12 protein-coding genes are annotated in these 17,220 nt (G+C 43.0%); 9 read left to right on the forward strand and 3 right to left on the reverse strand.

Annotated features, from left to right (window positions below; all coding sequences use genetic code 11):
* Nucleotides 1-175: 175 nt before the first annotated feature.
* The 3 genes from FTU45_RS04665 to gltA form a co-directional block, all read right to left on the reverse strand.
* Nucleotides 176-1,801, reverse strand: a complete 1,626-nt coding sequence (locus tag FTU45_RS04665) for an NAD+ synthase (protein WP_180076025.1) — start codon at nt 1,799-1,801, stop codon at nt 176-178.
* Nucleotides 1,802-2,173: 372 nt separating this feature from the next.
* Entirely contained in the window at nt 2,174-2,677 is a 504-nt protein-coding gene (locus FTU45_RS04670) for a hypothetical protein (RefSeq protein WP_074383086.1), read from the reverse strand.
* A gap of 151 nt (nt 2,678-2,828) precedes the next feature.
* Nucleotides 2,829-4,103, reverse strand: coding sequence for a citrate synthase (gltA, locus tag FTU45_RS04675; RefSeq protein ID WP_005096279.1), 1,275 nt, complete (start codon nt 4,101-4,103; stop codon nt 2,829-2,831).
* 1,008 nt (nt 4,104-5,111) lie between these two features.
* Here gltA and sdhC point away from each other — a divergent pair.
* The 9 genes from sdhC to sucD all read left to right on the forward strand — a co-directional run bounded on the left by sdhC (nt 5,112) and on the right by sucD (nt 17,158).
* Nucleotides 5,112-5,510, forward strand: coding sequence for a succinate dehydrogenase, cytochrome b556 subunit (gene sdhC / locus FTU45_RS04680; RefSeq protein WP_074383085.1), 399 nt, complete (start codon nt 5,112-5,114; stop codon nt 5,508-5,510).
* A complete protein-coding gene (sdhD, locus tag FTU45_RS04685) occupies nt 5,510-5,875 on the forward strand; it encodes a succinate dehydrogenase, hydrophobic membrane anchor protein (RefSeq protein ID WP_005096282.1) in 366 nt (121 codons plus the stop codon). Before sdhC ends, sdhD begins: the two co-directional genes overlap by 1 nt.
* 12 nt (nt 5,876-5,887) lie before the next feature.
* On the forward strand, nt 5,888-7,786 hold the full coding sequence (gene sdhA, locus FTU45_RS04690) for a succinate dehydrogenase flavoprotein subunit (protein ID WP_005171973.1): 1,899 nt from the start codon (nt 5,888-5,890) through the stop codon (nt 7,784-7,786).
* Between the two features lie 14 nt (nt 7,787-7,800).
* A complete protein-coding gene (locus FTU45_RS04695) occupies nt 7,801-8,511 on the forward strand; it encodes a succinate dehydrogenase iron-sulfur subunit (RefSeq protein ID WP_005171970.1) in 711 nt (236 codons plus the stop codon).
* 823 nt (nt 8,512-9,334) lie between these two features.
* Nucleotides 9,335-12,157, forward strand: a complete 2,823-nt coding sequence (locus FTU45_RS04700) for a 2-oxoglutarate dehydrogenase E1 component (protein ID WP_074383181.1) — start codon at nt 9,335-9,337, stop codon at nt 12,155-12,157.
* An 18-nt stretch (nt 12,158-12,175) separates the two neighbouring features.
* Nucleotides 12,176-13,390: a 2-oxoglutarate dehydrogenase complex dihydrolipoyllysine-residue succinyltransferase gene (gene odhB / locus FTU45_RS04705; protein ID WP_074383084.1), complete on the forward strand. Its 1,215-nt coding sequence runs from the start codon at nt 12,176-12,178 to the stop codon at nt 13,388-13,390.
* A gap of 95 nt (nt 13,391-13,485) precedes the next feature.
* Nucleotides 13,486-14,916, forward strand: a complete 1,431-nt coding sequence (lpdA, locus tag FTU45_RS04710) for a dihydrolipoyl dehydrogenase (protein WP_005096288.1) — start codon at nt 13,486-13,488, stop codon at nt 14,914-14,916.
* Between the two features lie 172 nt (nt 14,917-15,088).
* Nucleotides 15,089-16,255 (forward strand): ADP-forming succinate--CoA ligase subunit beta, encoded by a 1,167-nt coding sequence (gene sucC, locus FTU45_RS04715; RefSeq protein ID WP_005096289.1) that lies wholly within the window; start codon nt 15,089-15,091, stop codon nt 16,253-16,255.
* Between the two features lie 12 nt (nt 16,256-16,267).
* Nucleotides 16,268-17,158, forward strand: coding sequence for a succinate--CoA ligase subunit alpha (gene sucD, locus FTU45_RS04720; protein WP_005096290.1), 891 nt, complete (start codon nt 16,268-16,270; stop codon nt 17,156-17,158).
* Nucleotides 17,159-17,220 lie beyond the last annotated feature (62 nt).

A 17,220-nucleotide genomic window follows, 5' to 3' on the forward strand; every position in this document is an offset into this window, starting at 1 on the left:
CTTTTAAAAAGTATGGCGCATTATAAAAATTATTTGAAGCATCCAGTAAATTTTCAGATATTTCCAAAATTATTTTTCTGTGATTGTTGATTAATTTTCTACTTTGATGGTTGATATAAAAAAATCGCCCCAGTATTCACTCGGGCGATTTGATTTAAATGACTAAGAAAAGGGCTTAGTTACCTGCTTTCCAGCCATTGACGATTGGATAACGACGTTCGCGCCCATAAGAACGTGAACTGATTCGTGGTCCAATTGCACCTTGGCGGCGCTTGTATTCATTCATGTCGACCAGACGGATGACTTTTTTCACCACCTCGGCATCAAAACCTTTGTCAATAATATCGTCTTGACTCATGTCTTCTTCGATGTATGAATACAGGATGGCATCCAGAATGTCATACGAAGGTAAAGAGTCTTGATCGACCTGATCTGGACGCAATTCTGCTGATGGTGGACGAGTAATCACACGTTCTGGAATCACGGGTGTTTCTGAAATACTGTTACGATATTTCGCCAGTTCAAACACAATGGTTTTGTACACATCTTTCAAGACGGCATAGCCACCGACCATGTCACCATACAGTGTGCAATAACCCACAGCCAGTTCAGATTTATTTCCGGTCGCAAGCACCAGATTGCCGAACTTGTTGGAAAGCGCCATTAATAAAGTGCCACGCGAACGTGCTTGCAGGTTTTCCTCAGTCGCATCTGCCGGGGCGCTTCCAAAGAACGGGAAGAGTACCTGCATAAAGCCGTTTACTATCGGATTGATTTCGGCAATACCAAAGGTTACCCCCATATTTTTTGCTTGTTCAGCCGCATCTTCTACGCTGATTTGCGCGGTATAGGTATAAGGCATCATGACCGCCTGAACTTTGTCTGCACCAATGGCATCTGCAGCAATCGCAAGGGTCAGGGCAGAATCGATCCCACCCGATAGGCCCAGAATCACGCCGGGGAAGCCAGAACGCTGTACATAATCACGGGTTGCCATCACCAGGCTCTGATAGATCTCAGCCATGGTGTCCAGCGCAGGTGTAATTGTACCTTTGCTAAATTGAAGCTGTTCAGCATCATATTCTGCGATAGAAAGGCTTTCCTGGAAACTTGGGGCCTGTAGCGCGACTTCGCCAGATTTATTTAACACAAAGCTGGTACCGTCAAAGATCAGATCATCCTGACCACCGACCTGGTTACAATAGACCAGATTGATATTCAATTGTTTTACCAGAGCTGCCATGGTCTCAATACGGTGTTGTGGTTTACCCACTTCATATGGAGAGGCATTCAGTACCAGAGCAGTTTCGATATTGAGTTTTGCCAGCTGCTGTACAGTAGCTAAAGACCATGCGTCTTCACAAATCAGCACACCAAATTTGTGTCCGAGATATTCAAATACCAGATGTTGATGACCTTCACCGAAATAACGCTTTTCATCAAATACGCCATAGTTTGGCAACACCTGTTTGTTATAAATACCCAGCACCTCACCATCTTTCATGACGGCTGCTGAGTTATAACGCTGGCCATCTTCAGTTTGATTTACAAAACCGAAGACCATCACAATATCTTTGACTTCAGTCAGTTTTTCAAAAGCAGCTTTGGTGCGTTTGGCCAGACTTGGACGAATTAATAGATCTTCTGCAGGGTAGCCCAAGATTGCAAGCTCAGGGAAGATAATCAGATCAGCCTTATCTTTTTTAGCCTGATTGGCCTGATCAATCATTTTTTGAGTATTTGCATCCAAATTGCCCACATGTGGAGAGAGCTGAGCAATCGCAATTTTAAAACTTTTCATTCCAATTAAATCCTATTCCTATAGGTTAATACACTAAATCACTGATTTTTATAATTCTAATTATCCAGCTGAGTGCATTTTGATACTTAAAAAAATGCCAAATGGCAAAAGAAAAAACGTCTTTATCACATGATCGTTAAATCTTGATCTGCGAGCTAAAATATCATACTTGGGTTATTTTATCGAAATTTAATCCAGAAGCTAGAGCTGTTTTGCGAGAATGAATGTTGAAATGAAAAGTTATTATCCAAAAATAAAGAATATGTAGGTTTTCTGCACATGAATAAATCTCAGGATTTAAATCATTTATTCATGGCCTTAATTTTCAAAATGCCAAATCAAGATGATATTTTGAATAAAAATGATTATATATCAAACAATTGTTTGGCTATCTAAAATAATATTGGGTATTTTTTTAAGAAAAATATCTCGGGCAATATCACCTTGTTGTTCAATATTATACTGTGAAAATGATTTGTTGGGATTAAATTGATATTTGTAAGGATTATATTTCCCTAAGCTTAAAAAATAAGCACTTTGTAGAAATGCGCCTTTTAAAACCACATTAATCTGCTGTTGGTATTGATAAATATGGGTCATCTCATGAATAAACAGTGCTTGATAGGCCAAGCTTTCACATGAATAGTCTTCCCGATAATTTAAATTTCGTGCATGGATATAACCACTGGGCGCCATAATCACATGGCTGGATTGCCAGGGTAAATAAGGGTGATTCATGATTCTGACTGCCGAATAGTCAATCAGATTGCCAAATACCTGCTGACAGATTCTGATTTCACCGGCCGTTAAGTTACGGCACTTAAACTGTTCAAAACGGATGAATCTTAAAATAAACGGTAGGGCATACAACAACATCAAGCACAGATCCTGTTCAAGTTTTCAATCTATGAATATGGTCGAGGTTCATGCATTTTAAAATGGATTAAAGAGGCTATATGTAGGATTTTGTCAGCACTAAAAAAACCACCCCAAAGGGTGGTTTTTCTGTCTTGCAACGCCGTTCGAATTAACGAGCGATATCGCGTTGAACTTCACCAGTATAAAGCTGACGAGGACGACCGATCTTGTAAGGACCGCTGTGCATTTCTAACCAGTGGCTGATCCAGCCAACAGTACGTGCAAGCGCGAAGATCACAGTAAACATTTCTGTCGGGATACCAATCGCTTTAAGGATGATACCTGAGTAGAAGTCTACGTTCGGGTATAGGTTACGTTTGATGAAGTATTCGTCAGAAAGCGCAATACGTTCAAGTTCCATAGCCAAAGCAAGTTGTGGATCGTTGATGCCAAGCGCACCAAGAACTTCGTCACAAGTTTCTTTCATGACTTTCGCGCGTGGATCGAAGTTTTTGTAAACTCGGTGACCGAAGCCCATCAGTTTAACTTCTTTAGTCTTCACTTTTTCCATGAAGCCAGCAACGTTTTCTACAGAGCCGATTTCATCAAGCATCTTAAGAACAGCTTCGTTCGCGCCGCCATGAGCAGGGCCCCAAAGTGCCGAGATACCAGCAGCAATACATGCATACGGGTTAGCACCAGTAGAACCAGCTAAACGTACTGTAGACGTAGAGGCATTTTGTTCATGGTCAGCATGAAGCGTGAAGATACGATCCATTGCTTTAGCAAGGATAGGATCAACTTTGTAATCACGATCAGCAGGAGTCGCGAACATCATGTGAAGGAAGTTTTCAGCGTAGTTCAAGTCGTTACGTGGGTAAACAAACGGTTGACCGATTGTGTACTTGTAGCTCCAAGCCGCTAAAGTAGGGATCTTCGCAATTAAACGGATCGCTGTGATTTCACGGTGATCAACATTTTCGATGTCCAGATTGTTGTGGTAGAACGCAGATAACGCACCAACAACACCCACCATAATCGCCATAGGATGCGCATCACGACGGAAACCGTTATAGAAGCGGCTAACTTGGTCGTGAACCATTGTGTGGTTACGTACTTTAGCGTCGAATTCTTCTTTTTGCTCAGCAGTCGGAAGTTCGCCATTAAGAAGTAAATAGCAAGTTTCTAGGTAATCAGCTTTAGTCGCCAATTGATCAATTGGGTAGCCACGGTGTAAAAGTACACCTTTGTTACCGTCGATGAAGGTGATTTTAGACTCGCACGCCGCTGTTGCCATAAAACCAGGATCAAAAGTAAAGTGACCTGCAGCCAACACATCTTTAACGTCGATTACATCTGGGCCCAATGTGCCGCTGTAAATTGGTAGTTCAATTTCTTTGCCATCAAGCTGTAAAACGGCTTTCTTGCCAGTTGCTTCAGACATTCAATAGATCTCCTGTCCTGGTGAATGTATATCCGAGTTGTCTATCAATCTTTTAATGCACAAAACGGATGGATCAAAAATTTGCTATAAGATTAGTGAGTACTGAAATTTTGTCAATTATACTTATGGATGAAAAAATGACGCTTGCACAGCGGCTTAGTCACACCATCTTGGTATAAAAAGTTCAGTAAAATCACAGCATCAAACCTCTATAATAAGTCAAATTTAAACAGAGGTGCAGAAAAAAATAGAGGGCCTGAATTATTTGTAAGCGTTTTTTCAGACTAAGAAATGCTGCGAAAAAGTATCGCTGATCTTATTGGGAGTTGTTAAAACTATATAAATCTCATAACTTACATGGTTTTTACTCATTTCCTTTGCACATGCAGAATTATAAATAAAAGCAATTAATTAAATTTTTGACTTGATTCAATTGATTAAAAAATAGCTTAATAAATGGCCAACTTTGCAGCAAAGGTCCCCAGTCTAAAAATAAATGAGTGATTTTTCGAATCCAAATCCTCTAAAGCGATCAAAAAATCCATCATCGAGTGCAGTCTAAGTGACTCTTTAAGCTCAGGTTATAATTATACCTGAAAGCAGACCCATCTTAATAACTGCTGCACTACCTGTATGAGCTTGATTTCCATTTAAATTAAATCGAGATTTTAAATAAGATTTGTGCTGCAACTGTGCATCTTTAGTCTAAATAGCGGGAATTGGCTTTAAAAAGAATAACAGAGTAAATTGATCAAGTTAATTATTTAAAAACAATTATATAGATGAAAGTTAGTGGATTCTTAGTCGCTAAAGAACCTCATATGTTGTTGTTAATGATTCTTATTTAAAGGGTTTTTCTTGAAAAAGCCAAATCCATCTGTTTGTGTTTTAATAGTTGACGTTTTATAATTCAGTGTCGTTTTGATTTTAGGCATGTATTTGCCTAAGAATGCCAGCTTTCCTTCGAATTAATTCCAACAAACTCCGGATGGAGTTTTTACTTACAGGATGCCCGCTGTGAAAAGCAACAGACCTGTCAATTTGTCCATGGGTCAAGTTTTAGAAGTAAACTTAAAATCGCCCGTGGCTATTGCATCAATTCTACACCGTCTTTCAGGTGTTATCGTATTCTTACTCGTACCGGTCCTTCTCTGGATTTTAGACAAATCACTGTCTTCACCTGAAGGTTTTGCGCAAGTTCAAGAAATCATGAATGGTTTCATTGTTCGTTTCATTGTATGGGTATTTGTCGCCGGCTTGATTTTTCACTTTATTGCGGGTGTTAAGCATTTACTTGCTGACATTGGCGTTGCTGAAGAATTAGAAAGTGGCCGTGTCGCATCTACTATCGCATTAATCTTGTCTGCAATCGGTATTGTTGCAGCATTTGTATGGATCGTACTCTAATGAAAAGCGCTACTGGTTTAACAGGTTCAGGTTCTCGCGATTGGTTTCTCCAACGTGTTAGTGCTGTTATTTTGGCTGTTTATACCGTTGTTATTTTGGGTTGGATCCTGTGTAACAGTGGATTCAGCTATGAACAATGGTATGGCTTCATGATGACAACTCCAATGAAGATTCTATCTTTATTGTCAGTCTTATCTCTTGTTGCACACGCTTGGATTGGTATGTGGCAAGTTTTCACAGACTATGTGACGACTCGTCAAATGGGTCCTTCTGCGAATGGTTTGCGTATTGTACTGACTTCAGCAGTGATTATTGCTGTGTTGGCATATGCAATCTGGGCGATCCAGATTTTTTGGGCGAATTGATAGGAAACAATCATGGGCGCTATAAACCCTAAAGAAGATTACACAAATATTCCACACGAAACCTTCGATGCAGTCATCGTGGGTGGTGGTGGTTCAGGTATGCGTGCGTCTTACCAACTTGCTCAAGCTGGTTTGAAAGTTGCGGTACTGACCAAAGTTTTCCCAACCCGTTCTCACACTGTGGCAGCGCAGGGTGGTATTGGTGCATCTCTTGGTAATATGCAAGAAGATAACTGGCACTACCATTTCTACGACACAGTAAAAGGTTCGGACTGGTTAGGTGACCAAGACGCAATCGAATTTATGACGCGTGAAGCACCTCAAGTGGTATACGAATTAGAACACTTGGGTATGCCATTTGACCGTAACGCTGATGGTACAATTTACCAGCGTCCATTCGGTGGCCACTCTGCGAACTACGGTGAAAAAGCGGTGCCACGTGCATGTGCTGCTGCCGACCGTACAGGTCACGCACTTCTTCACACGCTTTATCAAAGCAACGTGAAAATGGGTACACAATTCTTCGTAGAATGGATCGCACTTGATTTGATCCGTAACGAAGCAGGCGACGTACTTGGTGTCACTGCAATTGACCAGGAAACTGGTAAAATTGCTGTATTCCAAGGTAAAGCCACATTGTTTGCTACCGGTGGTGCGGGTCGTGTTTACCGTGCATCTACCAATGCCTATATCAATACTGGTGACGGTCTTGGCATGGCGGCGCGTGCAGGTATTCCATTGCAAGATATGGAATTCTGGCAGTTCCACCCTACGGGTGTTGCGGGTGCAGGTGTATTGCTGACTGAAGGCTGTCGTGGTGAAGGTGCAATCCTTCGTAACAAAGATGGCGAACCGTTCATGGAGCGTTATGCTCCAACTTTGAAAGACTTGGCGCCACGTGACTTCGTATCACGTTCTATGGACCAGGAAATCAAAGAGGGTCGTGGTTGTGGTCCTAAAGGTGACTATATCCTGCTTGATATGACGCATTTAGGTGCGGATACAATCATGAAGCGTCTGCCATCGGTATTCGAAATTGGCAAGAAATTCGCGAACGTGGATATCACCAAAGAACCAATTCCAGTAGTACCAACAATCCATTACCAAATGGGTGGTATTCCAACCAATATTCATGGTCAGGTTGTTGTGCCTGAGTCACGCGAAACTGAAGCGCTGGCGGCACATTACAACAAAGATACCGATGTTTATTCGACCAATGCAGCCGAACGTGATTTCACTAAGCCAGTGAAAGGTTTCTATGCAATTGGTGAATGTTCATGTGTATCTGTACATGGTGCCAACCGTTTAGGTACCAACTCACTGCTTGACTTGGTGGTATTTGGTAAGGCTGCGGGTAAACACATCATCGATTATGTGACTAAACATCACGGTGATGAGTACGAGCCACTACCAACAACTGTACTTGAGCAAACGGTTGCGCGTATTCGTAAACTTGACGAATCCACAACAGGTGAGAATGCTCAGGAAGTTGCAGATGCGATTCGTGACATTGTTCAAGATCATGCAGGTGTATTCCGTACATCAGCACTACTTGAAGAAGGTGTAAAACAGATTCTTGCAATTGAGCCACGTGTTCGTAATATTCATTTGAAAGACAAATCTAAAGTATTTAACACTGCACGTGTTGAAGCATTAGAAGTTGAAAACTTGTATGAAGTTGCAAAAGCGACCTTAATTTCAGCTGCTGCGCGTAAAGAATGTCGTGGTGCGCATACTGTGGTAGATTTCGAATTGTCACCGGATCATGCGGATTATCCATATGGTCGTCGTGATGATGAGTGGATGAAGCACACATTATGGTTCTCTGTGGACAACCGTCTTGAGTACAAGCCAGTTCGTTACCGTCCATTGTCGGTTGACGCGATTCCACCTAAACCACGTACATTCTAATCAGGAGAATTCAGATGAGTAGAGGTACTCGTACATTTCATATCTACCGCTATGATCCTGACAAGGATAAAGCACCGTACATGCAGACTTTTAAACTGGAATTGACTGACAAGCACCGTATGTTGCTTGATGCACTTCTAGCATTAAAAGTACAAGACGAATCTTTAACGTTCCGTCGTTCATGTCGTGAAGGTATTTGTGGTTCTGATGGTGTAAACATCAATGGTAAAAATGGTTTGGCGTGTCTTTGGAACCTGAACGATTTACCCAATGAAATTACTGTTCGTCCATTGCCTGGTCTTCCTGTAGTGAAAGATCTGGTGGTTGACATGAACCAGTTCTACGATCAGTACAACAAGATCCATCCATTCTTGATCAACAACCAGCCTGCGCCTCCAAAGGAACGTTTACAGTCTCCTGAAGAGCGTGAGCATCTTGATGGTCTGTATGAATGTATTCTATGTGCATGTTGTTCAACCTCATGCCCGTCATTCTGGTGGAATCCGGACAAGTTCCTAGGTCCTTCAGCATTGTTGAACGCTTACCGCTTCATCATTGACTCGCGTGATACTGGAACACAAGAGCGTTTGGCTCGTCTTGACGATCCATTCTCATTGTTCCGTTGTAAAGGCATCATGAACTGTGTATCTGTGTGTCCTAAAGGTTTGAACCCAACTAAAGCAATCGGTCACATCCGTAATATGCTTTTAGATATGGCAGGTTAATAGGCTGCTGATAGCAGTTTGGAAAAAAGCACACCACAAGGTGTGCTTTTTTTTGTGCAAACCATTGAAGCAAAATAAAAAATCATCAGATAAAAATAAAGATACTATACTTAAAATGTATAAAGTTGAGTCAGGTAGTCAGGAAATGACGGGTGATGTTAAGTGCCATAGAAGAAGAACATGTAATTATTTGGGGTATTTATGATTTTTAGCTGTAAAACTGACCTGAAAAATAACAAGAACGATGTTATTATATAACGGAAATTTAAGGAGGGAGTGGATTGAAAGGTTTGCTCTCTTTTTATTTATCGGAAATGCTTAGGACTTAAGTCTACATTGAATCTATTTTTGAGATAAAGCACCATAGGTTAGAGTAAAATATCTGAACTGTATTTAGCCAATTTATGAAAGGTATGTGTCAAAAAAATCAATTGAAAACTTGAGAACATGTTAGCATTTAGCCTATGACTATCTTTAGAAAATGCCATTTCAGGTACATTTTTTAAACATTGCATAACCAGGGACTGGTATATAAAGGTAGGCTTGAGTCGCTTTAGAAAAAATCTTTGTTCCTACTTGTTTTTTTCTAAGTCGATTTGCAAAAAATTGCCCGGTTTCGATCGGGTATTCAATGAGTAATGATACCGCTGAGGGGTGTTATTGTTCATTAAACATATCAAGATTTTCTTGGTGTGGTGATAACGCCTCATGGCTTATGCCTTATGGGGGACTAGTGTCATATTACCAATCTGACGCTAATAATCCTGGGTTTTGCTTAAAAAGCATCCTGAAAATGTTTTTGCAATAGGAAATGGGTCCACAAATGCAAGAAGTTGCTGACGCTCTGCGTCTTGACACTGAACTTAGCGCTGATAGTGCAGCGTATATTGAAGAACTTTATGAGCAGTATTTGACGGCTCCGGATTCAGTAGGTGCTGACTGGCAAGAATACTTCGGTAAATTCCCAAAAGGTGATCAACCACACAGTAATGTACGTGAGCAATTCCTACTTTTAGGTCGTAATTCAAGCCGTATTCAGCCTGTTGTTCAATCAACTGTCAGCTCAGAGCATGAACGTCGCCAAATTGGCGTGTTACAGCTGATTGCTGCATACCGTAATCGTGGTCACCAGAAAGCAAAACTGGATCCATTAGGTTTGGCGAAACGTGAAGTTGTGCCTGATCTAGATCTTGCTGCGCATGGTTTAACTCAGTCGGACCTAGATACGGTATTCAATACTGGCAACCTGGCGATCGGTAAAGAAGAAGCGACTTTGGCTGAGATGGTTCAGGCAATGGAAGCCACTTACTGTGGTTCAATCGGTGCTGAATACATGCACATCGTGGACACCAAAGAGAAACGTTGGATTCAACAACGTCTGGAAAGTGCACGCGGTCAATATGGTTTTAATGCTGAACAAAAGAAACATGTCCTTGAACGTTTAACCGCAGCTGAAGGCCTGGAAAAATATCTAGGTAATAAGTTTGTTGGCGCAAAACGTTTTGGCGTTGAAGGGGGTGAATCATTCATCCCGATGGTTAACGAAATTATTCAGCGTGCAGGTTCTGTTGGCTGTAAAGAAGTTGTAATCGGTATGCCTCACCGTGGCCGTTTAAACCTTCTGGTTAACATCATGGGTAAAAACCCGGCTGACCTGTTTGGTGAGTTTGAAGGTAAATCTATTCACAAGAAAGGTTCTGGTGACGTTAAGTACCATCAAGGCTTCTCTTCAAACGTGATGACCCAAGGTGGCGAAGTTCACTTGGCATTGGCGTTTAACCCGTCACATTTGGAAATCGTTGGCCCTGTGGTTGAGGGTTCGGTACGTGCACGTCAAGTACGTCGTAAAGACATTGGCGGCGATGACGTATTGCCATTAATCGTACATGGTGATGCTGCATTTGCAGGTCAGGGCGTCAACCAGGAAACTTTCCAGATGTCACAAACTCGCGGTTATACCGTGGGTGGTACAGTGCACATTGTGATTAATAACCAGGTGGGTTTCACCACTTCTGATCCACGTGATGCGCGTTCTACAGAATACTGTACTGATATCGCGAAAATGATTCAGGCGCCGATCTTCCATGTCAATGGGGATGATCCTGAAGCTGTGGTGTTCATTTCACAATTGGCACATGACTTCCGTCATACTTTCCGTAAAGACGTTGTGATTGACATGTTCTGCTACCGTCGTCGTGGTCATAACGAAGCGGATGAGCCAGCTGCAACTCAACCAATGATGTATCAAGTGATTAGCAAGAAAGCGACCACGCGTACGCTTTATGCGGATCAACTGGTACAACAGGGTGTTCTTGATCGTGCAAATGCAGATCAAATGGTTGAAAATTACCGTGCAGATCTGGAAGCGGGTAATCACGTTGCCAATGCGCTGGTACTTGAACCGAACAAGAAAATGTTTGTGGACTGGACGCCTTACTTGGGTCATGACTACACAGACGAATGGGATACGACTTTCCCGATCGAGCGTCTAAAAGAACTTGGCGCGAAAATGCGCGAACTTCCTGAAGGCTTCGTGATGCAGCGTCAGGTTGCGAAAGTGATCGATGACCGTCTGAAAATGCAAACGGGTGAAATGCCACTGAACTGGGGTGCTGCTGAAACTCTGGCGTATGCAACTGTACTAGATGATGGTTACTTGCTTCGTTTAACCGGTGAAGACGTAGGTCGTGGTACCTTCTCGCACCGTCATGCAAAATTGCATAACCAGGTCGATGGTTCAACTTATCTTCCGCTGTGTAACCTGAAAGAAAACCAGCCGCGTACTGCAATCTATGACTCATTGTTGTCAGAAATGGCGGTATTGGCATTTGAATATGGTTATGCGACGACTCTTCCTAAGAGCTTGATCATTTGGGAAGCGCAATTCGGTGACTTCGCGAACTGTGCGCAGGTTGTGATTGACCAGTTCATCTCGTCTGGTGAAACCAAATGGGAACGTGTCTGTGGTTTGACCATGCTTCTTCCACACGGTTTTGAAGGTCAGGGTCCGGAACATTCATCTGCACGTTTAGAGCGTTTCTTACAGCTATGTGCTGAAGACAACATGCAAGTGATCACACCGACCACACCTGCACAGATTTATCATGCTTTACGTCGTCAAGCGATTCGTCCAATCCGTAAGCCATTGATCGTGACTTCACCGAAGTCTCTTCTTCGTCACAAACTTGCAACGTCTACGCTAGAAGAACTTGCAAACGGTAGCTTCCAGACCGTGATTGATGAAGTGGACAACATCAACAAGTCAGATGTAACCCGTCTGGTTCTGTGTGGTGGTAAGGTGTATTACGACCTGATTGAAAAACGTCGTGAAAAAGAATTGAACAATACTGCGATTGTGCGTATTGAACAATTATATCCATACCCAGAAAAACGCCTGACAGAAGTCCTTGCACAATATCCAAATGTGAAAGAACTGGTTTGGGCACAAGAAGAGCCTAAAAACCAAGGTGCTTGGTTGTTCATCGCTCCGCGTCTATATGACGATGTGATGAAAGCGGATAAACAAGTCCGTATTAGCTACGCTGGCCGTGAAGCATCTGCTGCACCGGCTTGTGGTTCACCATATTTGCATGCAAAACAACAAGCTCAGCTCATCAACGACGCGCTTGCGATCGACGCTGAATAATCCAGGAGATTCTAAGTAATGGCAACCGAAATTAAAGCACCGGTATTCCCAGAGTCAGTTGCGGACGGTACGATCGCAACTTGGCACAAACAACCAGGTGAAGCAGTATCACGTGATGAAGTGATCTGTGATATTGAGACTGATAAAGTTGTTTTAGAAGTTGTTGCTCCTGCAGACGGTACAATTGCCTCTATCATTAAAAATGAAGGCGACACTGTACTTTCAGCTGAAGTCATTGCACAGTTTGAAGAAGGTGCTGTTTCTGGCGCTGCTCAAACTCAAGCAGTTCAGTCTGAAGAGAAAGTTGAACAAGCTGCGGCGAATACTGAAGCAGGTAATTCACCAATCGTTGAACGTCAGCAAGTACAAGACCAAGCGCCAGCAGTGCGTAAAGCATTGACTGAATCTGGTGTTGCAGCAGCTGATGTTGCGGGTACAGGTCGTGGCGGTCGCATCACCAAAGAAGATGTGGCAAACCACCAAGCGAAACCAGCTGCTCCTGCTGCTGCGCCATTAAGCGTTGCTGTGGGCGAACGTATCGAAAAACGTGTTCCAATGACACGTCTTCGTAAGCGTGTTGCTGAACGTTTACTTGCAGCGACTCAAGAAACTGCAATGTTGACCACGTTCAACGAAGTGAACATGAAACCAATCATGGAAATGCGTGCTCAATACAAAGATGTGTTTGAAAAACGTCATGGAGCACGTCTTGGCTTCATGTCATTCTTTGTTAAAGCAGCAACTGAAGCGCTAAAACGCTATCCGGCAGTGAACGCATCAATCGATGGCGATGACATTGTTTATCACGGTTACTATGACATTGGTGTTGCAGTTTCATCTGAGCGTGGTCTGGTGGTTCCTGTACTTCGTGATACAGACCGCATGAACTATGCCGAAGTTGAAAACGGTATTCGTGCATACGCTGCGAAAGCGCGTGATGGCAAATTAGGCATCGAAGACATGACTGGCGGTACATTCACGATTACCAATGGTGGTACTTTCGGTTCATTGTTATCTACTCCGATCTTGAACACGCCACAAACTGCGATTCTGGGTATGCATAAAATCCAGGAACGTCCGATGGCAGTGAATGGTCAAGTAGAAATTTTGCCTATGATGTACCTTGCATTGTCTTATGACCACCGTCTAATCGATGGTAAAGAAGCAGTCGGTTTCCTTGTAACAATCAAAGAATTGTTAGAAGAGCCAGCGCGTCTTATCCTTGATCTGTAATTTATTTATTAAGAATCTTCCCTAATCCCTTTTTAAAAAGAGGGCTTAGGTCTCCCTTTTGAAGGGAGATTAAAGGGGATTATTTGGAGATAAACATGTCTCAATTCGATTTAGTCGTAATTGGTGGTGGCCCGGGCGGCTACGAAGCAGCAATTCGTGCAGCTCAACTTGGTTTCAAAGTTGCGTGTATCGAAAAACGTATTCATAAAGGCAAGCCATCTTTAGGTGGCACCTGCTTAAACGTGGGTTGTATCCCGTCTAAAGCTTTGCTTGATTCTTCTCACCGTTACGAAGATACAGTGCAGCATCTAGATGATCACGGTATTACCACGGGTGAAGTGAAATTTGATCTTGCTAAACTTTTAGCGCGTAAAGACAAAATCGTTGACCAATTGACCATGGGTATTGATGGCTTGCTGAAAGGCAACGGCATCGAATGGTTAAAAGGTACAGGTAAATTACTTGCCGGTAAAAAAGTTGAGTTCGTTTCTCATGAAGGCGAAACTCAAATTTTAGAACCAAAATACGTGATTCTTGCGACTGGTTCTGTGCCAATCAATATCCCATCTGCACCTGTTGATCAAAACATTATTGTTGACTCAACTGGCGCACTTGAATTCCAAGAAGTACCGAAACGATTAGGCGTAATTGGTGCGGGCGTTATCGGTCTTGAATTAGGTTCAGTTTGGCGTCGTCTGGGTGCTGAAGTTGTTGTATTTGAAGCAATGGATGCATTCTTACCAATGGCTGATAAAGCCTTGGCAAAAGACTACCAAAAACTGTTGACTAAGCAAGGTCTTGATATTCGCGTTGGTGCGAAAGTTTCTGGTACTGAAGTGAACGGTTCTGAAGTGACTGTGAAGTACACTCAGGGCGGTGAAGACAAGACTCAAACTTTCGACAAGTTAATCGTATGTGTAGGCCGTCGTGCTTATGCTGAAGGTTTATTGGCGGATGATTGCGGCATTAAACTGACTGAGCGTGGTCTGGTTGAAGTGAACGATTGGTGTGCAACGTCTGTGGACGGCGTATACGCAATTGGTGACTTGGTTCGTGGTCCTATGCTTGCGCATAAAGCCATGGAAGAAGGCGTAATGGCCGTTGAACGTATTCACGGTCATGCCGCTCAAGTCAACTACGACACGATTATTTCTGTCATCTATACCCATCCGGAAGCGGCGTGGGTTGGTTTAACAGAACAGCAAGCCAAAGACAAAGGTCACGAAGTGAAAACCGGTCAATTCGGTTTTGCTGCAAACGGCCGTGCAATGGCTGCTGGCGAAAATGCTGGTTTTGTGAAGTTTGTTGCTGATGCGAAAACAGATCGTCTATTGGGTATGCACGTGATTGGACCTGCTGCGTCTGACATCGTACACCAAGGTATGATTGCACTTGAGTTTGTATCTTCAGTTGAAGATCTACAGTTGATGACTTTTGGTCATCCAACTTTCTCTGAAGTGGTACACGAAGCTGCACTTGCGGTCGATGGTCGTGCGATTCATGCGATTCAACGCAAACGTAAATAAAATTAAAAAAAGAGCGGCTTAGGTCGCTCTTTTTACATTTCATGGTTGTTTTTATGGGAACAATCATCTAAAAATAAAGATAACGATTTTAAGAAATGCTGGTACTGCTTTGACGGACGTCTGGGTACTGGTGGGTTTATAACAAGGCAAAGAAGTAATAAAAGGTTATTGAATGAATTTACATGAGTATCAAGCAAAAGCGCTATTAAAAAAATATGGTATGCCGGTACAGGAAGGGATACTTGCCACCAATGCCGATGAAACGGTACATGCTTTTGAGCAGTTAGGTGGAAAGTTCGCAGTACTGAAAGCTCAGGTGCATGCAGGTGGTCGTGGGAAGGCCGGTGGTGTAAAAGTCGTTAAATCGGCTACCGAGGCTGCTGAATATGCCAACCAGATCATCGGTTCAAACCTGGTAACTTATCAGACCGATGCCAATGGTCAGCCGGTAAATAGCATTTTAGTATCTGAAGATGTTTATCCTGTTGAGCGCGAACTTTATTTGGGTGCGGTGGTCGATCGTTCAACCCGCCGCATTACTTTTATGGCATCGACTGAAGGCGGTGTTGAAATTGAGAAAGTGGCCGAAGAAACCCCTGAAAAAATTATTAAAGTTGAAGTTGATCCTTTAGTGGGGCTCATGCCATTTCAGGCTCGCGAAGTGGCTTTTGCCCTAAAACTCAAAGATGGCCAAATTAATCAATTTGTTAAAGTCATGACTGCTGCTTATCAGGCATTTGTAGACAATGATTTTGCACTTTTTGAAATCAATCCGCTGTCGGTACGTGAAAATGGCGATATTCTGTGTGTGGATGCCAAAATCGGGATTGATTCGAATGCACTGTACCGTTTGCCTGAAGTGGCTGCGCTACGTGATAAGTCTCAGGAAAATGAACGTGAACTCAAAGCATCTGAATTTGATCTGAACTATGTGGCATTGGAAGGGAACATTGGCTGTATGGTGAATGGTGCCGGTCTTGCGATGGCAACCATGGATATTATCAAGCTTTATGGTGGTCAACCTGCCAACTTCCTCGATGTCGGTGGTGGTGCGACCAAAGAGCGCGTGATTGAAGCTTTTAAAATTATTCTGGCAGATCACTCTGTGCAGGGTGTGTTGATTAATATTTTTGGTGGAATTGTACGTTGTGACATGATTGCAGAAGCAATTATTGCGGCGGTTCAGGAAGTAAATGTGACCGTTCCTGTGGTTGTTCGCCTCGAAGGCAACAATGCGGAACTGGGTGCAAAATTACTGGATGAATCAGGTTTGAAATTGATTTCTGCAAATGGTCTTGCTGACGCTGCAGAAAAAATCGTTGCTGCTGTAAAAGCTTAAGGAGTATCAATCATGAGCGTATTAGTGAATAAAGACACCAAAGTATTGGTACAGGGCTTTACAGGAAAAAACGGTACATTTCATTCTGAGCAGGCTTTGGCTTACGGCACCAAAGTTGTCGGTGGTGTAACACCGGGTAAGGGTGGTCAAACCCATCTGGAATTACCAGTATTCAATACCATGCGCGAAGCGGTGAAAGAAACTGGCGCAGATGCTTCGGTGATTTATGTTCCTGCACCATTTGTGCTGGATTCTATTGTTGAAGCGGTTGATTCGGGCATTGAGTTAATTGTGGTGATCACTGAAGGTGTACCGACCATCGACATGCTTAAAGCCAAGCGTTATCTGGAAACCAATGGTAATGGCACGCGTTTAATCGGGCCAAACTGTCCGGGCATTATTACGCCGGGTGAATGTAAGATCGGGATCATGCCCGGTCATATTCATCAGCCGGGTAAAATTGGAATTATCTCGCGCTCAGGGACTTTGACCTATGAAGCCGTAGCGCAGACCACCAAGCTTGGACTGGGTCAGTCGACCTGTATCGGGATCGGGGGAGATCCGATTCCGGGCATGAACCAGATTGACTGCTTGAAACTGTTCCAGGACGATCCTCAGACTGAAGCCATTATTATGATTGGTGAAATTGGTGGTACCGCAGAAGAAGAGGCAGCGGAATATATTCAGGCTCATGTCACCAAGCCTGTGGTCGGTTATATTGCAGGTGTTACCGCACCTAAAGGCAAGCGTATGGGGCATGCGGGTGCAATTATTTCAGGTGGTAAAGGAACTGCTGAAGAAAAATTTGCTGCCTTTGAGCGTGCGGGTATGGCATATACCCGCAGTCCTGCGGAACTTGGTTCAACCATGTTGCAAGTATTGAAAGATAAAGGTTTGGTTTGATTTATAGATTAAACATGCACTAAAAAGCTCCCAGTTGGGAGCTTTTTTATATCTCATTCTAT

The sequence above is a fragment of the Acinetobacter sp. YH12106 genome (assembly GCF_013418995.1).
In the GTDB taxonomy this organism is placed as follows: domain Bacteria; phylum Pseudomonadota; class Gammaproteobacteria; order Pseudomonadales; family Moraxellaceae; genus Acinetobacter; species Acinetobacter pseudolwoffii.